This is a genomic window from Bacillota bacterium (genome assembly GCA_009711825.1).
GTDB lineage: Bacteria > Bacillota > Proteinivoracia > UBA4975 > VEMY01 > VEMY01.
Window position 1 is genome coordinate 76,707 of the sequence record VEMY01000001.1, and the last position, 17,466, is coordinate 94,172.

A 17,466-nucleotide genomic window follows, 5' to 3' on the forward strand; every position below is an offset into this window, starting at 1 on the left:
GGTGCTAGGTGGCGCCCCCGACCTTTGGCCATTAGAGTAAACGTATCCATTTTGTTTGCCTGTAAAGGCAAAAAGGGTTAGAATGGGAGGGAGAAAATCACAGGAGGTAAGTTTAAGTGGCCAAGTACATATTTGTTACCGGCGGTGTTGTTTCATCATTGGGTAAGGGTATAACCGCGGCCTCATTAGGTCGGTTGCTTAAAGCCCGGGGGCTCCGGGTAATTATACAAAAGTTTGATCCCTATATTAATGTAGATCCAGGCACCATGAGTCCCTATCAGCATGGTGAGGTTTTTGTGACCGATGATGGTGCGGAGACCGACCTGGATCTTGGACATTATGAGCGCTTTATCGACGTCAACCTCTCCAAGACCAGCAATATAACAACCGGCAAAGTTTACTGGTCGGTGATTCAAAAAGAACGCCGGGGCGATTATTTGGGGAATACGGTCCAGGTTATACCCCATATCACTAATGAAATCAAGCATCAGATCCAGCGTGCGGGTACGGAGAAAAACGCTGATGTGGTCATAACCGAAATTGGCGGCACCGTCGGCGATATCGAAAGCCTGCCCTTCTTAGAGGCAATCCGACAGCTTCGCAGCGATATCGGGCGTGATTCAGTTATGTACATCCATGTAACCTTAATACCCTGGTTGGATAAGTCGGGCGAACTAAAGACAAAGCCCACACAGCACAGTGTTAAGGAGTTGCGCAGCATCGGGATTCAGCCCAATGTTATCGTTTGCCGCACCCACTTGCCGCTTACTGATGATATTAAGGCGAAGATAGCCTTGTTCTGTGATATCGATAAAGAAGGCGTGATTGAAAATACCGATGTGAACCATATATATGACGTGCCCCTGATGCTGGAAAAGCAAGGAATGGCTGATATTGTTTGCAGACAGCTGCAAATTCCGGCTGTCCAGCCGGATTTATCTGAGTGGACTCGACTGGTAGAAAGGGCAAGGAACCGCAAGACGGTGACCCGAATCGCTTTGGTGGGTAAATATGTGGCCCTGCATGATGCTTATTTGAGTGTGGCCGAGGCCTTGTGTCATGGTGGAATCGCTAATGGCACCGAGATAGATATTAAGTGGGTGCATTCCGAGGATTTGGAAACCCAGCCGCCGGAAGAATTGCTGGGTGATGTCCAGGGGGTGATTGTGCCCGGCGGGTTTGGAGACCGGGGCATCGAGGGCAAGATAAATGCCTGCCGGTTTGCTAGAACCAAAGGGATCCCGCTATTTGGTATCTGCCTGGGGATGCAGTGTATGGTTATGGAATATGCCCGCTCTGTGGCCGGTTTAGTTGATGCCCACAGCAGTGAATTTTCTCAAACCCGGCACCCGGTTATCGCCCTCATGGAAGAGCAAGCGCAGATTGAGGAAAAGGGCGGTACAATGCGTTTAGGCCTCTACCCGTGTAAAACCAAATCAGACAGTCTGCTTCGCCAGATTTACGGAGCAGAGATTATCTATGAACGGCATCGCCACCGTTACGAGTTTAACAACCAATATGCCGAACTGTTGACCAGCCACGGTCTTATTCTCAGTGGCTTGTCGCCGGATGAGTCCTTGGTGGAGGTGGTTGAAACAGCTAACCATCCCTGGTATCTTGGCAGTCAGTTTCATCCCGAGTTTAAATCACGCCCCAACCGACCGCATCCGCTCTTTGTGAGTTTTGTCGCCGCCTGTGCTTCCCTGCCCAGACAATAATTCCCTTTCGTTCGAAAGTGTGCAGGAACAACCGTTCATTTGTCGAAATTCTACTTGAATCCAGATATTGCTCGGCAAAGAGAAGGGGGAGCAAAATGGTTGCCAGGAAACATGTCTTGATTGCTGATGATCAGCAGGGCGTCAGACGCTTGTTGATGGAGCTTTTGGGAGTTGACAGGTTTCACTATTCCGAGGCCGCCACCGGTCAGGAAGTCTTGGAGGTTATCCGAGCCGGAGAGGTTAGCTTAGTGCTGCTGGACCTGAAAATGCCGAGGATGGACGGCGTTGAAGCCCTCAAGGCAATCCTTGAGCTTCCCGCTCCGCCGCCGGTAGTTATGATTACGGCCCAGGGTCAGAAGGACCTTGGGCAACGATTAATTAATATGGGTGCCGCAGCCTTTCTGGAGAAACCATTTGATGTGGGACATTTGCATGCAGTTGTGGATAAATTCACCGGCTCAGGAAATGGTGATAACTCCTAGCTTGTGACATAATAGTGGGAGGGAGAGACATATGGAATTTACACTGAGGGTGCGAATGAGCAATGCCGACGCCCATTACGCCGGAAATCTGGTGGCAGGCGCCAAAATATTGGCCTTGTTTGGCGATGCAGCTACCGGACTTCTAGTGCAGCGGGACGGCGATGAAGGACTTTTTGTAGCTTATGACCTGGTAGAGTTTAAAGCGCCGGTGTATGCCGGTGATTTTATTGAAGTTACTGCCCGGCTCTCTAGAGAGGGAAGAACCAGTCGCGGTCTGGAATTTGAGGCATATAAGATTTTAGCATCCCGCCCGGACGTGGCGGAGTCGGCTGTGGATACGCTGAACGAGCCGGTTTTGGTGGCTCGGGCTGTCGGGACGTGCGTTGTTCCCCGGGAACGTCAGAGGAAGGAGGTTTGACATGAGCAAGCTGATTATCACTGCCGCTCTGACCGGCGCTGAGGCCACCAGGGCCGATAATCCTGCTGTTCCTTATACCCCGGAGGAAATTGCCGCTGACGCTTACGCTTGCTGGCAGGCAGGCGCAAGCATAGTGCACATTCATGCCAGGCACTCTGATGGCACCCCTACCCAAGATGGGGATACATACGAACAGATAATCAAAGCGATACGGGAAAAATGTGATGTAATTATTCAAGTCTCAACCGGTGGCGCGGTCGGCATGTCCCCCCGCGAACGTCTTCAACCAGTTTATCGGGGACCAGATATGGCGACCCTTTCAACAGGCACAGTTAATTTCGCAGATGATGTGTTTATGAATACACCTACAGATATCGAGGCCTTTGCCAAGGCAATAAAAGCGCAGGGCGTTAAACCGGAAGTGGAAGTCTTTGATGCAGGCATGATCAACAACGCTTTGGGTTTAGTAAAAAAAGGTCTGTTGAGCATGCCGCTGCATTTCGATTTTGTTCTGGGGGTTCCCGGAGCATTGCCCGGAACACCTGAGAGCTTGATGTTTCTTCGCAGCCAGATTCCAAGAGATTGTACATGGACTGTGGCCGGAATCGGGCGGGCTGAATTGCCCCTCGGGGCAATGTCAATTGCCATGGGTGGGCATGTGCGCGTAGGACTGGAAGACAATATATATTACCGCAAGGGAGAACTGGCCACCGGTAACCGTCAATTGGTGGAGCGCATGGTGAGAATAGCCCGGGAGCTGGAGCGGGAAGTGGCTACTCCGGAAGAGACCAGGGCAATACTAAATATAGGGAGGAACTGAATTTGAGTTTGGTACCTTTATCAACATTAGTGCAGGCGGCCCGCAAAGGCAGTTATGCTGTCGGCGCCTTTAACACCAATAATTTGGAGATTGTCCAGGGCATTGTGGAGGCCGCCAATGAGTTGGAGTCTCCAGTTATTTTGCAGGCAAGCCAAGGGGCAATCAAGTATGCTGGTTTGGAGTACATTGTCGCCATGGTGCGCGCAGCCGCGGAACAGGTAAATGTCCCTGTTGCCCTGCACCTTGACCACGGCACCAGCTTTGAGCAGGCTGTCCGCTGTATGCGGGCTGGCTTCTCTTCGGTAATGTTTGATGGTTCCAAATACCCGTTGGCTGAGAATATCAGCCGGACCCGGGAGGTTGCCAAAGTTGCCGCCGCAGCTGGGGTTTCGATTGAAGCGGAGCTGGGCAAGATTGGTGGCACAGAGGACGATATTACCGTTGATGAAGCTGATGCCCTGATGACTGTGCCAGAAGAAGCCAGGCAGTTCGTGGCCGAAACCGGGGTTGACGCCTTGGCTGTGGCGATTGGCACTGCTCATGGTCCGTATAAAGGTGAACCACGATTGGATTTTGAGCGCCTGGAAGCAATTCGCAACCTGGTGGATGTTCCCTTGGTGCTGCACGGTGCATCTGGGGTGCCCGAGTCGGCTATCCGGCGGGCAATTGAGCTGGGAATTTGCAAAATAAATATCGACACCGATTTGCGTCAGGCGTTTACCCGGGCGGTTGCAGGTGTTTTGGCAGAAAAGCCCGACGAATATGATCCGCGTAAGTTGCTCGGACCCGCCCGTGAAGAATTGAAGTCGGTAGTAAAAGAAAAAATTCAGTTGTTCGGCAGCGCCGGCAAAGCCCGTTAGGAGGTACGGTTTTGAAGTTTTTTATCGATACGGCAAATATTGCAGAAATTAAGGACGCATGGGACCTGGGAGTAGTGGAGGGAGTTACCACCAACCCCACGTTGGTGGCCCGGGAGGGTAAAGATTTTGAAACTTTGCTCCGGGAAATCACCCAAGTGGTGCGGGGGCCGATCAGCGCCGAGGTAATTAGTCTTGAGGCGCAGGGAATGATTGAAGAAGCCCGCAAGCTCGCCAGGCTTTCCCAGGATATCGTTATCAAAATACCGATGACTGTTGAGGGTCTGCGAGCAACGAAGGCACTGAGCAGCGAGGGTATCAAGACCAATGTTACTTTGATTTTTTCCATCAATCAGGCGCTGTTGGCTGCGCGCGCCGGCGCCACCTATGTAAGTCCCTTTGTTGGTCGCCTCGATGATATTTGCACTGACGGCATGGAGTTGGTAAACGATATCGTCGATGTCTATAATTATCATGGTTTGGAAAGTATGATTATCGCTGCCAGCATTCGCAGCCCGCTGCATGTGGCTGCTGCTGCGCGGGCCGGCGCCCATTACGCTACCGTCCCGTATAAAGTTTTGTTGCAGTTGGCTGAACATCCGCTTACGGACAAGGGAATTGAGCGTTTTTTAGCCGACTGGGATAAGCTACAGAAATAATTTGCCGGGGGAACCCGGCATTTTTTTTGCAGGAAATAATCAGGTAAATGAAGAATAATATAGCATAAAGAGTAAAAGTGTTATGCTAATTAGGAGGGGTTTGGTGGAGAGAGAACTCGCTTTGGAACTGGTACGGGTTACTGAGATTGCGGCCCTGGCTTCGGCCCGGTGGATGGGACTGGGCTTGAAAGAAGAAGCAGATGGCGCGGCTGTTGATGCAATGCGCCTGATGTTCGACACGGTGCAGGTGAGTGGCACAGTGGTGATTGGAGAAGGGGAAATCGATGAAGCGCCGATGTTGTATATTGGAGAAAAGGTGGGTGGCGGCGGACCAGAAGTAGATGTTGCCGTTGATCCGGTTGAAGGCACCAATCTAGTGGCCAAGGGTCTGCCAAACGCAATTGCTGTTATCGCCGTTGCGCCCAAGGGCTGTTTGTTGCATGCCCCTGACATGTATATGGAAAAAATTGCTGTTGGCCCTGCTGCGGCAGGGAAAATTCATATCGACAACAGCCCCAAGGAGAACCTTGAGATTGTCGCTCGGGCACTAAATCGGAGTATTCGTGACTTGGTGGTGGTTATTCTTGATCGACCGCGGCATCAGCGGATAATTGACGCAGTACGGAATGCCGGGGCACGGGTAAAGTTAATCTCTGATGGCGATGTGAATGCTGCAATCTCCGCGGCTGTGTCTGGATCTGGTGTCGACATGCTACTGGGAATTGGCGGCGCACCTGAAGGAGTGCTGGCTGCAGTGGCCCTGAAAGCGCTGGGCGGCGAAATTCAAGGCCGGCTTTGCCCCGAAGATGATGAGCAGGTTGCCCGCATCAAAAGTATGGGGATTAAGGATTGCCGGCAGATTCTGACCATGGATGATTTGGTCTGCGGCGAGGATTGTTTTTTTGCGGCAACCGGGATCACCGACGGCGATTTGGTGCGAGGAGTCCGATTTTTCGGTGATACGGCAACCACCCACTCACTGGTTATGCGCTCCCAGACCGGCACAATCCGCTATGTCGAAGCGACCCACAATCTTACAAAGAAGACTTACCTTTCAAAACTAGACTTTCGGGGCAGCTGACAGCTGCCCCGATTGATTTTCAATAAGTTTTGAGGATATACTTAGTGGCAGTGGATTGACAAAGGAGAGAGGAAATTGCTTATATTGTGGTTGCGGTTCGTGTCTTTCGCGGCATTAATTGTGATTGCAGCGACACAACTGTCTCGTAATGCTGATATTATAGCGGAGAAGACCGGTTTAGGACGCGCCTGGGTGGGAGCGTTGCTTCTGCCGGTTGCCACTTCATTACCAGAGATTGTTACCAGCACCCAGGCAACGGTGTTGGGAAATCCGGATATTGCCTTGGGCAATGTCTTTGGCAGCAATATGTTCAATATATTTATCATTGCAGTTGTCGACTTGTTTCAGGGCCGGGGTCCGGTACTTTATTATGTCAGCAGCGGCCATATACTTTCTGCCGCTGTCGGAATCATCTTAATCGGGTTGACTTGTCTTGGGATAGTGATTGGGGCAGAGTTCACCGTTCCTGTGTTGGGAATTGGTTTTGATTCACTGTTGTTGCTGGCTGTCTTTTTGGGCGGGCTGCGCCTGATTGGTCGCTACGAACGGAAACGGGGCGGCAGTGATGATACCGAGGAGGCCCGGTACAGGGATTGCACACTGCCCCGGGCAGGAATTGTTTTCGCAATTGCCGCCATTATGATTGTAATTGCCGGGCGTCAGGTGGCAATTGCAGCTGATGAACTAAGTCGGGTAACTGTTTTGGGAGGGACTTTTGTCGGTTCGTTTTTGGTGGCAGTGACCACCTCGCTTCCGGAATTGGTTACAACCTTAACTGCTGTTCGCTTAGGGGCCTACGATATGGCAATAGGCAATATAATGGGCGCCAACATAATGAACATATTTATCATAGTAGTCACTGATTTGGTTTATCGAGAGGGAAGTGTGTTGTCCGTCGTGTCCCAGGACAATTTAATCACCGGATTTTTAGCAATAGTGCTGATGGCGATAGCCGTAACAGGGCTGATTTATCGCTCTCGCAGAAGTATTTTTTACCTTGGTTTTGATGCGATTGCGATCATCGTACTTTATTTCGCCGGTCTTGGTCTGCTGTTTGCATCTGGTATCGGAATCTGAGATTTGCATAAACTGTAAATTCACGGCAATAATAAGGGCTGAGCTTGGGAATATTGCAAAAATGAGGTGAAAAAAATGTTCAAGCTCAGTGCTAAGGGGGTTGTGGTCTTGACCACCGCCCTGGTTCTGACACTGATGACGGTAACTCCGGTCGCCGCTGCGCCCGTTGAACCGTCTGAAGTACCTGAGAATAACGATAGTCATATAGCTGCTGTCAGCGTTAGCGAGGCGGAAATTGATTTTGATGAGTACATCAGTTCCCTCGACTGTCTCACTCCGCAAATGTTGGAGGAATACCGGGAATACCTGTTGACTACCCTGAAAGTTGAAACTGTGTCTTATGTAGTTGAACCTGGTGATACCCTGACCGCAATTGCTGCTCGGTTTGATGTATCGGTAAATACAATTAGCGCCAGCAACGATATCAAGAATCCTGATCGTATCTATCCGGGACAAGAGTTAGAGTTCCCGGCGGTGGACGGGGTGTTATATACTGCCGAAGAAGCTGTGAATTTAAGTGAAGTAGCTGAAAAGTATGATGTTAGCGCCCGTGACATTTTCTATGCCATGGGAGGCCTTGAAGGCGATGAGGTTGAGGCCGGCACGCGCCTAATCGTTCCCGGGGCAAAAATTCCTGACCCTGTGGTCACACGTAGCACGGCATCCCGCTCAGGGATGGCAAGTTACTCCGGCCCTTCATTAATGTGGCCGGTTAAGGGCACAATCACATCGGTATTTGGTTCCCGGGGGGGGACCCATTTGGGGCTGGACATTGCCCAAAGCCCGGGAACACCAATTCGGGCAGCTGCTGCCGGAACTGTAGAATATAGCGGCTGGTCAGGCAGCTATGGACGCTTGGTTTTGGTTCGTCATAATGAACATGTTGTGACGGCTTATGCCCATGCCTCGCAACTTAAGGTGGCAAAAGGTGATTGGGTAGACAGGGGAGATGTGATTGCCACAGTAGGCGCAACTGGGAATGCGACGGGCCCGCATCTGCATTTTGAGGTGCGAATTGACGGGGTTAAATATGACCCCCTCCCATTACTGACCCGATAATAGTTTTTGAGTCCAGCTTAGGGCAACCGCTCTTTTCGGTTGCCCTATTTCAATGTTCTGGAGAAACGGCCCGGGCAGGGAAATTCGCTTCTGGCAGAGAATAAGTTATTAACAACGCTGGGAGGAATGGAGAAATGAATATAATGAAAGACATGGGCTGGATTGAGGTAGTTTCCGGCAGCATGTACAGCGGAAAAAGTGAAGAATTAATCCGCAGAATAAAACGGGCCCGGATAGCCCGGCTCAAAGTGCAGGTATTCAAACCAATGGTTGACGACCGGTTTAGCAAGGCAAACGTTATGTCTCACAATGGTGATCAGACGGAAGCGATACCGGTTGTTGACTCAGGAGTCTTGATGCGTCAGGTGGAAGCTGATACAGATGTGGTTGCGATAGACGAAATTCAATTTTTTGATATGGGACTTATCGATGTGTGCAGACGCTTGGCGGATCGGGGGATACGGGTTATTGTCGCCGGTCTCGATATGGATTTTCGCGGTTTGCCCTTTGGGCCGACTCCGGCGCTTATGGCAATCGCAGAATACGTAGACAAATTGCAGGCGATATGCCTGGTATGCGGCAATCCGGCCAATCGTACTCAGCGCCTGTTAAACGGCAAACCGGCTTTGTCCAGCGAGCCCACGATTCTGGTTGGTGCGTCCGAATCATACGAAGCCCGGTGTCGCCGTTGTCATAATGTTCCCAGCGCTGAAGGTGAATAAGATGACTACAGATAAAATGACAATTGGTGGGCAGGCAGTGCTGGAGGGGGTAATGCTCCGCAGCAAGACTCACCAAAGCCTGGCTGTACGTGTAAGTGATGGAAGTATTCATCGGGAGGTTACCCGGCTCCGCCCGCTCTCAAGCCGTTCCCGATTTTTTCGACTGCCTTTGGTCAGGGGGGTGGTGGCACTTATTGACTCATTATCGGGGGCAGTGGGTTGTCTTGGCCGTTCCGCACAGTTGCTGGAACCCGAGGCTGAAATCAGCAATCGTGATTTGGCAATAACGGTTATTCTGGCCTTGACTCTCGGTATCGGTTTGTTTTTCGTTGTGCCAATTCTGTTGGCGGCGCCGGCGGCCAACTGGTTGGGGTTAAATCGTTTAGGAATCAATTTTCTTGAGGGATTGGTGCGAATCAGCTTATTTCTCGCGTATATAGTTTTGATATCCCGGGCCAGGGACATACAGCGGACATTTGAGTATCATGGCGCGGAGCACAAGGTGATACATTGCTGGGAAAAGGGGCAGGATTTGACCGTGGAACACGCCCAGGCATGCTCCCGCCTGCATCCCCGTTGCGGCACAAGCTTTTTGCTCTTGGTTGTGTTAATCAGCATTCTGGTCTTCGCGGTGTTTTCACCAACAGCTCTGGGTTACAAGGTGCTGTTGCGTTTGCTGCTTTTGCCATTGGTGGCTGGCCTGGCCTTTGAAGTCATCCGCTTAAGTCAGCGCTCCAATTTTTTCCTGGTCAGGGCGTTGACAGCTCCGGGGCTTATGATGCAGCGGCTCACTACCCGGGAGCCGGATGCGACTCAGGTCGAAGTAGCGCTGGCAGCACTGGAGACTGTTATTGACCCTGAGAGTGTTGGGCGGTATAATAAGCCCGACACAATCGAGTAATTATAAGAGGTGTAGCATATGCTGGACAAATTAGAGAGTCTCGAACAGCGCTACCTGCGTTTGGAAAAGGAATTATCCGATCCTGAACTCATCAACAACAATCAGCAGGAATGGCAGAAACTTTCCAAAGAGCATGCTTCGCTGGCCGAAACGGTAGCGGTTTATCGTCAATATAAGGAACAAAAGGAAGCCCTCAAGGAAGCTCGGGAAATTTTATCCGGCTCTCCCGATCCGGACTTCGCCGAACTGGCCCAGGAAGAAGCGCAGGCCGCCGAAAAAGAACTTGCCCATCTGGAGCAGAGGCTGAAGGTGTTATTGATTCCCAAAGATCCCAATGACGATAAGAACGTCATTATGGAGATCAGGGGCGGCGCCGGCGGCAGCGAAGCTGCATTATTTGCGGCCGATATTTTCAAAATGTACACCCGGTACGCCGAGATCAACGGTTGGAAAACGGAAATTCTTGATTCTCACTATACCGATATCGGTGGAGTTAAAGAAATTGTGTTTGTTATTGAAGGCCAAGGCGCCTTTAGTAAACTCAAGTTTGAAAGTGGTGTTCACAGAGTACAGCGGGTACCCACCACAGAATCAGGAGGACGAATTCACACCTCTACTGTGACGGTGGCGGTTCTGCCGGAAGCCGAGGAGGTAGAGGTGGAGGTCAATCCAAATGAAATCAGAGTGGATACCTTTTGCGCCACCGGCCCCGGCGGGCAGAGCGTCAACACCACCCAGTCCGCTGTTCGTATAACCCATATGCCGACCGGAATCGTGGTCTCGTGCCAGGATGAAAAGTCTCAGTTAAAGAACCGGGATAAAGCAATGCGTGTGCTCAGGGCCCGACTGCTTGACAAATATCAGTCGGAGCAGCATGCGGAACTGGCCCAGGCCCGCAAATCCCAAGTAGGAACCGGTGACCGCAGCGAGCGCATTCGCACGTATAATTTCCCCCAGAGCCGGGTAACAGATCATCGCATCAACCTGACTGTTCATAAACTGAACGAGGTTCTGGCCGGAAATCTTCAGGAGATTATCGACGCTCTGACCACGGCGGACCAGGTGGCACGCCTGGCGGAAACCGAATGAGGACAATTAAAAGGGCGCTGGCTGATGCCAGCGCTTTGCTTAAAACAGCTAATATTCCCGCTCCATACCGCGAAGCCCAATTAATCCTGGCCCATGTGCTTAAAACCCCTGTGCTCAAACTGATGGTTGATGACCAACGGATTCTAACGGATGATGAGAAGGCCAGGTTTAAATTGGCGGTATTTAAGCGTGCCGCCCAAATGCCCCTGAGCTACATAACCGGAAACCGGGAGTTCATGCATTGGATATTTAAGGTCAACCGGTCGGTTTTAATTCCCAGGCCCGAGTCCGAAATCTTGGTGGAGTTGGCACACCGGGAACTTGTGCAGAGGTTCCCGGGCCAGAAACTGCTTTTGGCTGATATCGGTACCGGCAGCGGCGCCATTGGGCTTAGTTTGACAGCAATGCTGCCCGGCAGCAATTTGCACGCTGTAGATATTTCCCGGGATGCGCTGCAAGTTGCGGCAGAAAATGCCCGCAACCTAGAGGTGGCCGAAAGAGTTCTTTTCTACCGTGGAAATTTGAGCGCCCCGTTAAAACACTTGCGTGGCAAGCTACACTGTCTTGTTGCAAACCTTCCCTATGTTTCGCAAAGGGATTATCGCCGCCTGCCGGTTGGAGTGAGAGGGTTTGAACCCGGTTCGGCCTTGGCTGCCGGACCAGACGGTCTTAAATTTTACCGGCGCTTGCTGGCGGCTGTGCCAGAACTACTCCGGCCCAGGGGAATAGTGTTGGTAGAGATTGGCCATAATCAGGCCCGGAGAGTAAAGCGTGTCTTTGTTCAGGCTGGATTCGCCTGTCCCCGGGTGGTCAAGGATTTGGCTGGCCACGACCGAATAGTATGGGCCGCTAAAACAAACCCGTCTGTTTTTTAATCCAGGCGGGTTTTTTTATGTTTAAAAACAGTTAATACATGGCAATACTACTGGGCAAAGGAAAAATTTTCCCGGGAGGGATTGCAGATGTTAAATAAACGGGTCACTGTCAGCGGTGTAGACACATATGATCTTAAAGTATTACCGGCCAAGGAAATGGAAGCGCTGTTTACAGAGTTTCAAAAAGGCAGCAAAGAAGCGCGCCAAAAGATTATTCAAGGCAATCTGCGCTTGGTTTTGAGCGTGCTTAAGCAGTTTCACAATCGCGGCGAGAACATTGATGATCTGTTTCAGGTGGGCTGCGTTGGCCTGGTTAAGGCAGTTGACAATTTTGACGCCAATGTGGGAGTACGATTCTCTACCTATGCGGTGCCGATGATTCTTGGCGAGATTCGGCGTTACCTCCGGGACAATAATCCCATTCGTGTCAGTCGCTCGCTTCGGCGTACCGCTCATAAGGCCCTGCAGGCCAGGGAGCAACTGGCCAAAGCTCTGGGGCGGGAACCGACAATTGATGAAATCGCCGCCACTTTGGAAATGGAACCAGAAGAAGTGGTACAGGCCCTCGATGCCAATTTTGATCCGCTCTCCTTGCATGATTCTGTCTATAGTGACAGCACCGATCCGGTGTTTTTGATGGACCAAATATCCGATACCAGCTGCGATGACAATAGCTGGATGCAGAGAATATTGCTTAAAGAGGCCTTGGAACGACTCTCCCCCAGGGAAAAAGATATCCTGCATAAGCGGTTTTTTGTCGGCATGACCCAGGTGCAGGTGGCAAAAGCAATCAATATTTCCCAGGCTCAGGTCTCACGTTTGGAAAAAGGCGCCCTTAAATTTATCAAAGAATATATGGGGATATAAATATGGACAGAATAGCTGGAATTTTACTGTTGTTGTTGGTTGTAATCTTTAATGTCCTGTCGGTTTCGGGAGTTATTCGCTTGCATGTTGTCGCCAACAGCGACTCGGTGCAGGATCAAATGATTAAGGAGTTGGTTCGGGACCGGTTGGTTGAAACACTGTCACCAGCACTGAACAATCTGGACCAACCAGCGGCGGAAGCCCTGTTAGTGCAAAACAAGGAGCAAATCGAAGCTATGGCTCAACAAGTCTTGCAGGACCAGGGATTGGAACAGCCGGTAGCGGTGCGCTATAGTGTGCAAAATTACCCGCCGCGCCTCTACGGTAGCACACTGGTGCCCAGCGGCCGTTACCGCTCACTTCAGGTGGTGCTGGGCGAGGGGGGCGGACAAAATTGGTGGTGTTTGTTGTTTCCATCACTGTGCCTGGTTACGGAGGCCACTGAAGATGAAGTGGATGCGGGCGGCGTAGGACATACTGTATCCCACCAGGATGTTCAGGTCAGGTTTTGGCTATGGGAGCAAATACAAAAATTGTTTGCAAAGCTCGGGGGGAATTGTAATGAACAAAACATCGATTGTTAAGGATTGGGTTCGGAAGACTGGCGCTGCAAATGTGGTCGGCAGTCAGGATAAGGCATTTGGGATGGGATGGAAACTGCTTAACGCTTACTTGTACTTTCTGGAAACTGGTTGCTATATTGATGATGATAAAGAATTATACGATTACACCTGTTTTATTCACGAGTTTGCTGACCGTTTTGCCGGCAGTGATGATGAATTGTATCGGTGGCTGTCCAGGCAGGGGTGTACGATAATGGAAAAAGACGTTTATGCCGAAAAAGACAGTGGGCAGCCAAACAGTCATTGTCCTCTTTGTGGCAAACGCTTAAACAGGGTCACAGTGGCCCGGAACAAAGATGGCAGCATCAAAAAAAGTGTGGCTGGTCGTGCCTGGTGCGCAAACTGTGCTTCAGTGGCAAGTAAAAAAAAATGGAAAACCTCTTAAAAATACAGACCCGCGGGGTCTGTATTTAATTGACAGAGGGATAAAAAAAATGCTATAATAAACCCGACTAAATTACTATGTATTATGCCGGGAGGTGAAGAATATGCGTTTTTCTACCCGGGGAGAATATGGTTTAAGGGCAATGCTGGTTCTGGCTGACAATTATCAACAAGAACCCAAGCCACTGCGCGAAATAGCCCAAGCAGAGGCAATTTCCGAACAATATCTGGAGCAACTGTTCAGAGAGTTAAAGCGAGCAGGTCTGGTGGACAGTCGGCGGGGCGCCCGAGGCGGCTATGTCTTGTCAGCTCCGCCGGAGCAAATTAGCATGGACCGAGTTATCCAGGCTCTGGAAGGGCCAATTGGCCCGATGGAATGCGTGACAGAAGCCGGTGAAGATTTATGCGCCCGGGAACATTGTGCAACCCGCATATTATGGCAAAAGCTAAAATCGGCCATGGAAGCTGTTCTGTCTGGTACGACTTTAGCTGATTTGCTTGGTGAAGCTAAAAGGAGTGAACCGTAAATGAAACGAATCTATCTTGATTACGCCGCAACAACGCCGTTACGAGAAGAAGTGTTGGAAGCAATGATGCCTTATTTAACTGAGAAATTCGGCAACCCTTCCAGCATTCATTACCATGGTCGCGAAATTCGCGCTGCTGTGGATGAAGCCAGGGATAAGGTTGCCCAAGCGCTCAATGCCCAGAGTTCAGAGATTTATTTTACGTCCGGAGGCACTGAGGCAGATAATATTGCAATTATCGGTACTGCTTTTACGCTGGCTGATAAGGGCAAGCACATAATTACTTCCGCGGTGGAACACCATGCTGCCCTGGATGCTTGCAAGTCTCTCGAAAAACATGGTTTTCAGGTCACTGTCCTGCCGGTGGATAAATTTGGCCGGGTTTCAACAGCTGACTTGGAGACGGCAATAACTCCTGAGACAATTCTTGTTTCTTTAATGCATGCCAATAATGAAGTTGGCACCATTCAACCGATAAAAGAGTTGGCCGCGGTGGCCCGGGAGCGGGGGGTCCGTTTCCACACCGACGCGGTTCAGACGGTGGGCAATATACCTGTGGATGTTCAGGATTTGGGTGTTGATATGCTGTCCCTGTCCGCCCATAAAATTTACGGGCCCAAGGGTGTGGGACTGCTCTGGGTTCGTAAGGGCACCAAGTTGAACAGCATTACCTTTGGCGGCGCCCAGGAAAAGAAGCTGCGCCCAGGCACGGAAAATGTCGCCGGCATCATTGGGTTGTCCCGGGCTCTGGAACTTGCTGTCCAGGAACAGCCCGAAACAAAAGCGCGCTTGACTGAGCTCCGCGATCATTTAATTTCTGGGTTGACTACTTTGCCGGATGTCTGGCTCAACGGGCATCCTCAACACCGTCTGCCTGGAAATGTTAACGTCAGCGTTGATCGAGTAGAAGGGGAGGCACTGATCCTCAGCCTGGATATGGCGGGAATCGCAGTATCCAGTGGGTCTGCGTGCACTTCCGGCTCTTTGGATCCCTCACATGTGTTGATGTCCATGGGGCTTTCCCATCAGCAGGCCCACGGTTCGCTGCGTCTTACCCTGGGCAAGTCTACAACCCGTGAAGATATTGAACATGTGCTCACGGTGGTACCAGATGTTGTGAAGCGTTTACGGGATATGTCACCAATCAGAGAATCTGGAGAGGAACAGGGGGAACACAAATGTACACCGAGAAAGTAATGGACCATTTTCAAAACCCGCGCAATGTTGGTGAAATCGAAGGCGCCGATGGCATCGGCGAGGTTGGAAATATGAAGTGCGGCGATATTATGAAGTTGTATATAAAGGTGGGGGCAGACGAGATAATCGAAGATATCAAATTCCGCACCTTTGGTTGCGGAGCAGCCATCGCCACCAGCAGCGTAATCACTGAAATGGCAAAAGGAATGACTGTTTCGGAAGCGGAGGCAATCAGCAACAAGCAGGTGGCGGCGGAACTGGGCGGCCTGCCGCCGGTCAAAATGCATTGCTCTAACCTGGCCGCCGATGCGCTTCAGGCCGCAATCAAAGATTACCGCGAGCGCGTTTAATGAAATATTTACCCGGATCTCGGGGCCTAGGAAGCTTGTGGCAGTTGACACAAGCTTCTTGCTCATATAACATAATCATGTCCATTATCATTTGTTACTAGGGAGGCTGTGCTGTGGCTGTCCAGATTATTTTAGGTGTGGCCGGGGGCCTGGGGCTTTTTATCTTTGGAATGAAACTAATGGCCGAGGGTCTTCAAAAGGCTGCTGGAGACAAGCTGAGGCGGATTCTGGAGTTACTTACTTTCAACCGCTATATCGCCGTTATCACAGGAATCATAATCACGGTTCTGGTGCAAAGCAGTAGTACAACCACTGTAATGGTGGTTGGATTTGTCAACGCCGGCTTGATGAACCTGGTTCAGGCAGTAGGCACTATATTGGGCGCCAATATTGGCACCACAGTTACGGCCCAAATCATTGCTTTTAAAATAACCGAGTTGTCTTTGCCGGCGATTGCCCTGGGCGTTGTGTTATCATTTTTTGTCCGTCGTCGGTTTTACCGCCATCTTGGTCAAGCCATTCTCGGATTCGGCCTTTTGTTTCTTGGAATGAGCACCATGAGCGGCAGTCTCAATGCGCTTAAAGATAATCCGATGTTTATCGAAATGTTCGCCACCTTTGGACAGTACCGCTTGTTGGGAGTTTTGGCCGGAGCGTTTTTTACGGCCTTGGTCCAAAGCAGCAGCGCCAGCACCGCGACAATCATCGTCTTGTCCCTTGAGGGCGTTTTGGGGCTGGATTCTGCTCTGGCCCTGATTTTGGGCACCAATGTTGGAACCTGTATCACAGCAATGTTGGCCGGCATCGGCGCCAGTATAACTGCCCGCCGCGCAGCAATGGCCCATGTGATTTTCAATATTGGCGGGGCGCTCTTGTTTTTGATTTTCCTGACGCCGTTTGCGGAACTGGTTAGCTTGACCAGCAATGAAGTGGCCCGTCAGGTTGCCTGGGGGCATACGATATTCAATGTCGGTAACACACTTCTGTTCTTGCCATTTGTTAACGTGTTTGTCAAGATAATCAAACGGATTATTCCAGGCGAAGAAGAAATGATCGAGACCGGTCCAAAGTATTTGGACCGCCGGATGCTGGGCACCCCCTCTTTGGGGTTGGGCGCCGCTGAACGGGAAATCGGACGCATGGCAGATTTGGCAGCAGAAATGGTGGGTGATGCTGTTTCTCTGTTGACCAAGAATAATATAGACTTGATAAAAAATGTTGAACGTAAAGAAGATGTGGTCGATGAACTGGAAAAGGAGATTGCCATCTATTTGTCTGATCTCGCTCAGCAAAGTATTACCCGGGATCAAGGGCGGCAAATTGCCCTCTTCCTGCATGCAATTAACGATATCGAGCGGATTGGCGACCATGCAGAAAATATCGCTCAACTCTGCCATCAGAAAATTGATGACAAATACCCATTTTCTGAGGCGGCGGTGGAAGAGGTCAAGGAGATGTATGATAAGGTTCAGGCGATTACAGCAAAAGCGGTTACCGCCTTTCGCTCTAAAAACCTCGCGCTGGCCCGGGAAGTGCTGATAGACGATAATGAAATTGATCGACTGGAAAAACGACTGCGGCAACGACATATTGGACGGATTAACGAGGGTCGATGCTTTCCGCCATCCGGGGTTATTTACCTGGATATTCTTGCCAACTTTGAGCGTATTGGTGACCATGCGGTGAACATTGCCCAAGCGGTCCTTGGTGACTTTTGAGAGGCATTCGCCTCTCTTTTTGCTGTTTGACACTCTCTGGAA

Annotated in this window: 20 protein-coding genes; all 20 read left to right on the forward strand. The window is 50.7% G+C overall.

From position 1 onward, the window contains the following. Window positions 1-116: 116 nt before the first annotated feature. Window positions 117-1,718, forward strand: a complete 1,602-nt coding sequence (locus FH749_00465) for a CTP synthase (GenBank protein ID MTI93949.1) — start codon at window positions 117-119, stop codon at window positions 1,716-1,718. A 95-nt stretch (window positions 1,719-1,813) separates the two neighbouring features. Further along, window positions 1,814-2,200: a response regulator gene (locus FH749_00470; GenBank protein MTI93950.1), complete on the forward strand. Its 387-nt coding sequence runs from the start codon at window positions 1,814-1,816 to the stop codon at window positions 2,198-2,200. A 31-nt stretch (window positions 2,201-2,231) separates the two neighbouring features. Continuing rightward, complete coding sequence (locus FH749_00475) at window positions 2,232-2,618, forward strand: 3-aminobutyryl-CoA ammonia lyase (protein MTI93951.1); 387 nt, start codon at window positions 2,232-2,234, stop codon at window positions 2,616-2,618. 1 nt (window position 2,619) lies between these two features. Then, entirely contained in the window at window positions 2,620-3,438 is an 819-nt protein-coding gene (locus FH749_00480) for a 3-keto-5-aminohexanoate cleavage protein (GenBank protein MTI93952.1), read from the forward strand. A 2-nt stretch (window positions 3,439-3,440) separates the two neighbouring features. Next, the gene (locus tag FH749_00485) at window positions 3,441-4,298 is read left to right on the forward strand and encodes a class II fructose-1,6-bisphosphate aldolase (protein ID MTI93953.1); all 858 of its coding nucleotides are present in this window, start codon (window positions 3,441-3,443) and stop codon (window positions 4,296-4,298) included. Window positions 4,299-4,309: 11 nt separating this feature from the next. Continuing rightward, window positions 4,310-4,954: a fructose-6-phosphate aldolase gene (gene fsa / locus FH749_00490; protein MTI93954.1), complete on the forward strand. Its 645-nt coding sequence runs from the start codon at window positions 4,310-4,312 to the stop codon at window positions 4,952-4,954. A gap of 103 nt (window positions 4,955-5,057) precedes the next feature. Further along, window positions 5,058-6,035: a class II fructose-bisphosphatase gene (gene glpX / locus FH749_00495; GenBank protein MTI93955.1), complete on the forward strand. Its 978-nt coding sequence runs from the start codon at window positions 5,058-5,060 to the stop codon at window positions 6,033-6,035. Between the two features lie 75 nt (window positions 6,036-6,110). Continuing rightward, window positions 6,111-7,112, forward strand: coding sequence for a sodium:calcium antiporter (locus tag FH749_00500; protein ID MTI93956.1), 1,002 nt, complete (start codon window positions 6,111-6,113; stop codon window positions 7,110-7,112). A 75-nt stretch (window positions 7,113-7,187) separates the two neighbouring features. Beyond that, complete coding sequence (locus tag FH749_00505; protein MTI93957.1) at window positions 7,188-8,171, forward strand: M23 family metallopeptidase; 984 nt, start codon at window positions 7,188-7,190, stop codon at window positions 8,169-8,171. Between the two features lie 134 nt (window positions 8,172-8,305). Next, the gene (locus FH749_00510; GenBank protein MTI93958.1) at window positions 8,306-8,893 is read left to right on the forward strand and encodes a thymidine kinase; all 588 of its coding nucleotides are present in this window, start codon (window positions 8,306-8,308) and stop codon (window positions 8,891-8,893) included. Between the two features lie 16 nt (window positions 8,894-8,909). After that, window positions 8,910-9,794, forward strand: coding sequence for a DUF1385 domain-containing protein (locus FH749_00515; protein ID MTI93959.1), 885 nt, complete (start codon window positions 8,910-8,912; stop codon window positions 9,792-9,794). A gap of 18 nt (window positions 9,795-9,812) precedes the next feature. Beyond that, window positions 9,813-10,883 carry a peptide chain release factor 1 gene (gene prfA / locus FH749_00520; GenBank protein MTI93960.1) on the forward strand — a complete coding sequence of 357 codons (1,071 nt, stop codon included), beginning with the start codon at window positions 9,813-9,815 and terminating at the stop codon, window positions 10,881-10,883. Then, window positions 10,880-11,758 carry a peptide chain release factor N(5)-glutamine methyltransferase gene (gene prmC / locus FH749_00525; protein ID MTI93961.1) on the forward strand — a complete coding sequence of 293 codons (879 nt, stop codon included), beginning with the start codon at window positions 10,880-10,882 and terminating at the stop codon, window positions 11,756-11,758. Before prfA ends, prmC begins: the two co-directional genes overlap by 4 nt. Window positions 11,759-11,845: 87 nt before the next feature. Next, window positions 11,846-12,625, forward strand: a complete 780-nt coding sequence (gene sigG / locus FH749_00530; GenBank protein MTI93962.1) for an RNA polymerase sporulation sigma factor SigG — start codon at window positions 11,846-11,848, stop codon at window positions 12,623-12,625. Between the two features lie 2 nt (window positions 12,626-12,627). Further along, window positions 12,628-13,209, forward strand: a complete 582-nt coding sequence (locus tag FH749_00535) for a hypothetical protein (protein ID MTI93963.1) — start codon at window positions 12,628-12,630, stop codon at window positions 13,207-13,209. Continuing rightward, window positions 13,187-13,633 (forward strand): hypothetical protein, encoded by a 447-nt coding sequence (locus FH749_00540; GenBank protein ID MTI93964.1) that lies wholly within the window; start codon window positions 13,187-13,189, stop codon window positions 13,631-13,633. Before FH749_00535 ends, FH749_00540 begins: the two co-directional genes overlap by 23 nt. Window positions 13,634-13,736: 103 nt before the next feature. Beyond that, a complete protein-coding gene (locus tag FH749_00545; protein ID MTI93965.1) occupies window positions 13,737-14,159 on the forward strand; it encodes an Rrf2 family transcriptional regulator in 423 nt (140 codons plus the stop codon). Next, window positions 14,160-15,356, forward strand: coding sequence for a cysteine desulfurase NifS (gene nifS, locus FH749_00550; protein ID MTI93966.1), 1,197 nt, complete (start codon window positions 14,160-14,162; stop codon window positions 15,354-15,356). Further along, complete coding sequence (gene nifU, locus FH749_00555; GenBank protein ID MTI93967.1) at window positions 15,338-15,706, forward strand: Fe-S cluster assembly scaffold protein NifU; 369 nt, start codon at window positions 15,338-15,340, stop codon at window positions 15,704-15,706. The genes nifS and nifU overlap by 19 nt, the downstream gene beginning before the upstream one ends. Window positions 15,707-15,819: 113 nt before the next feature. Further along, window positions 15,820-17,424 (forward strand): Na/Pi cotransporter family protein, encoded by a 1,605-nt coding sequence (locus FH749_00560; GenBank protein MTI93968.1) that lies wholly within the window; start codon window positions 15,820-15,822, stop codon window positions 17,422-17,424. The last annotated feature ends 42 nt before the right edge of the window (window positions 17,425-17,466 follow it).

What these genes read in the sequence shown, in the direction of transcription:
- FH749_00470 (MTI93950.1), top strand. Translation starts at nt 1,814, where the DNA reads ATGGTTGCCAGGAAACATGTCTTGATTGCTGATGATCAGCAGGGCGTC.
- FH749_00475 (MTI93951.1), top strand. Translation starts at nt 2,232, where the DNA reads ATGGAATTTACACTGAGGGTGCGAATGAGCAATGCCGACGCCCATTAC.
- FH749_00480 (MTI93952.1), top strand. Translation starts at nt 2,620, where the DNA reads ATGAGCAAGCTGATTATCACTGCCGCTCTGACCGGCGCTGAGGCCACC.
- FH749_00505 (MTI93957.1), top strand. Translation starts at nt 7,188, where the DNA reads ATGTTCAAGCTCAGTGCTAAGGGGGTTGTGGTCTTGACCACCGCCCTG.
- FH749_00510 (MTI93958.1), top strand. Translation starts at nt 8,306, where the DNA reads ATGAATATAATGAAAGACATGGGCTGGATTGAGGTAGTTTCCGGCAGC.
- FH749_00515 (MTI93959.1), top strand. Translation starts at nt 8,910, where the DNA reads ATGACAATTGGTGGGCAGGCAGTGCTGGAGGGGGTAATGCTCCGCAGC.
- prfA (MTI93960.1), top strand. Translation starts at nt 9,813, where the DNA reads ATGCTGGACAAATTAGAGAGTCTCGAACAGCGCTACCTGCGTTTGGAA.
- prmC (MTI93961.1), top strand. Translation starts at nt 10,880, where the DNA reads ATGAGGACAATTAAAAGGGCGCTGGCTGATGCCAGCGCTTTGCTTAAA.
- sigG (MTI93962.1), top strand. Translation starts at nt 11,846, where the DNA reads ATGTTAAATAAACGGGTCACTGTCAGCGGTGTAGACACATATGATCTT.
- FH749_00535 (MTI93963.1), top strand. Translation starts at nt 12,628, where the DNA reads ATGGACAGAATAGCTGGAATTTTACTGTTGTTGTTGGTTGTAATCTTT.
- FH749_00540 (MTI93964.1), top strand. Translation starts at nt 13,187, where the DNA reads ATGAACAAAACATCGATTGTTAAGGATTGGGTTCGGAAGACTGGCGCT.
- FH749_00545 (MTI93965.1), top strand. Translation starts at nt 13,737, where the DNA reads ATGCGTTTTTCTACCCGGGGAGAATATGGTTTAAGGGCAATGCTGGTT.
- nifS (MTI93966.1), top strand. Translation starts at nt 14,160, where the DNA reads ATGAAACGAATCTATCTTGATTACGCCGCAACAACGCCGTTACGAGAA.
- nifU (MTI93967.1), top strand. Translation starts at nt 15,338, where the DNA reads ATGTACACCGAGAAAGTAATGGACCATTTTCAAAACCCGCGCAATGTT.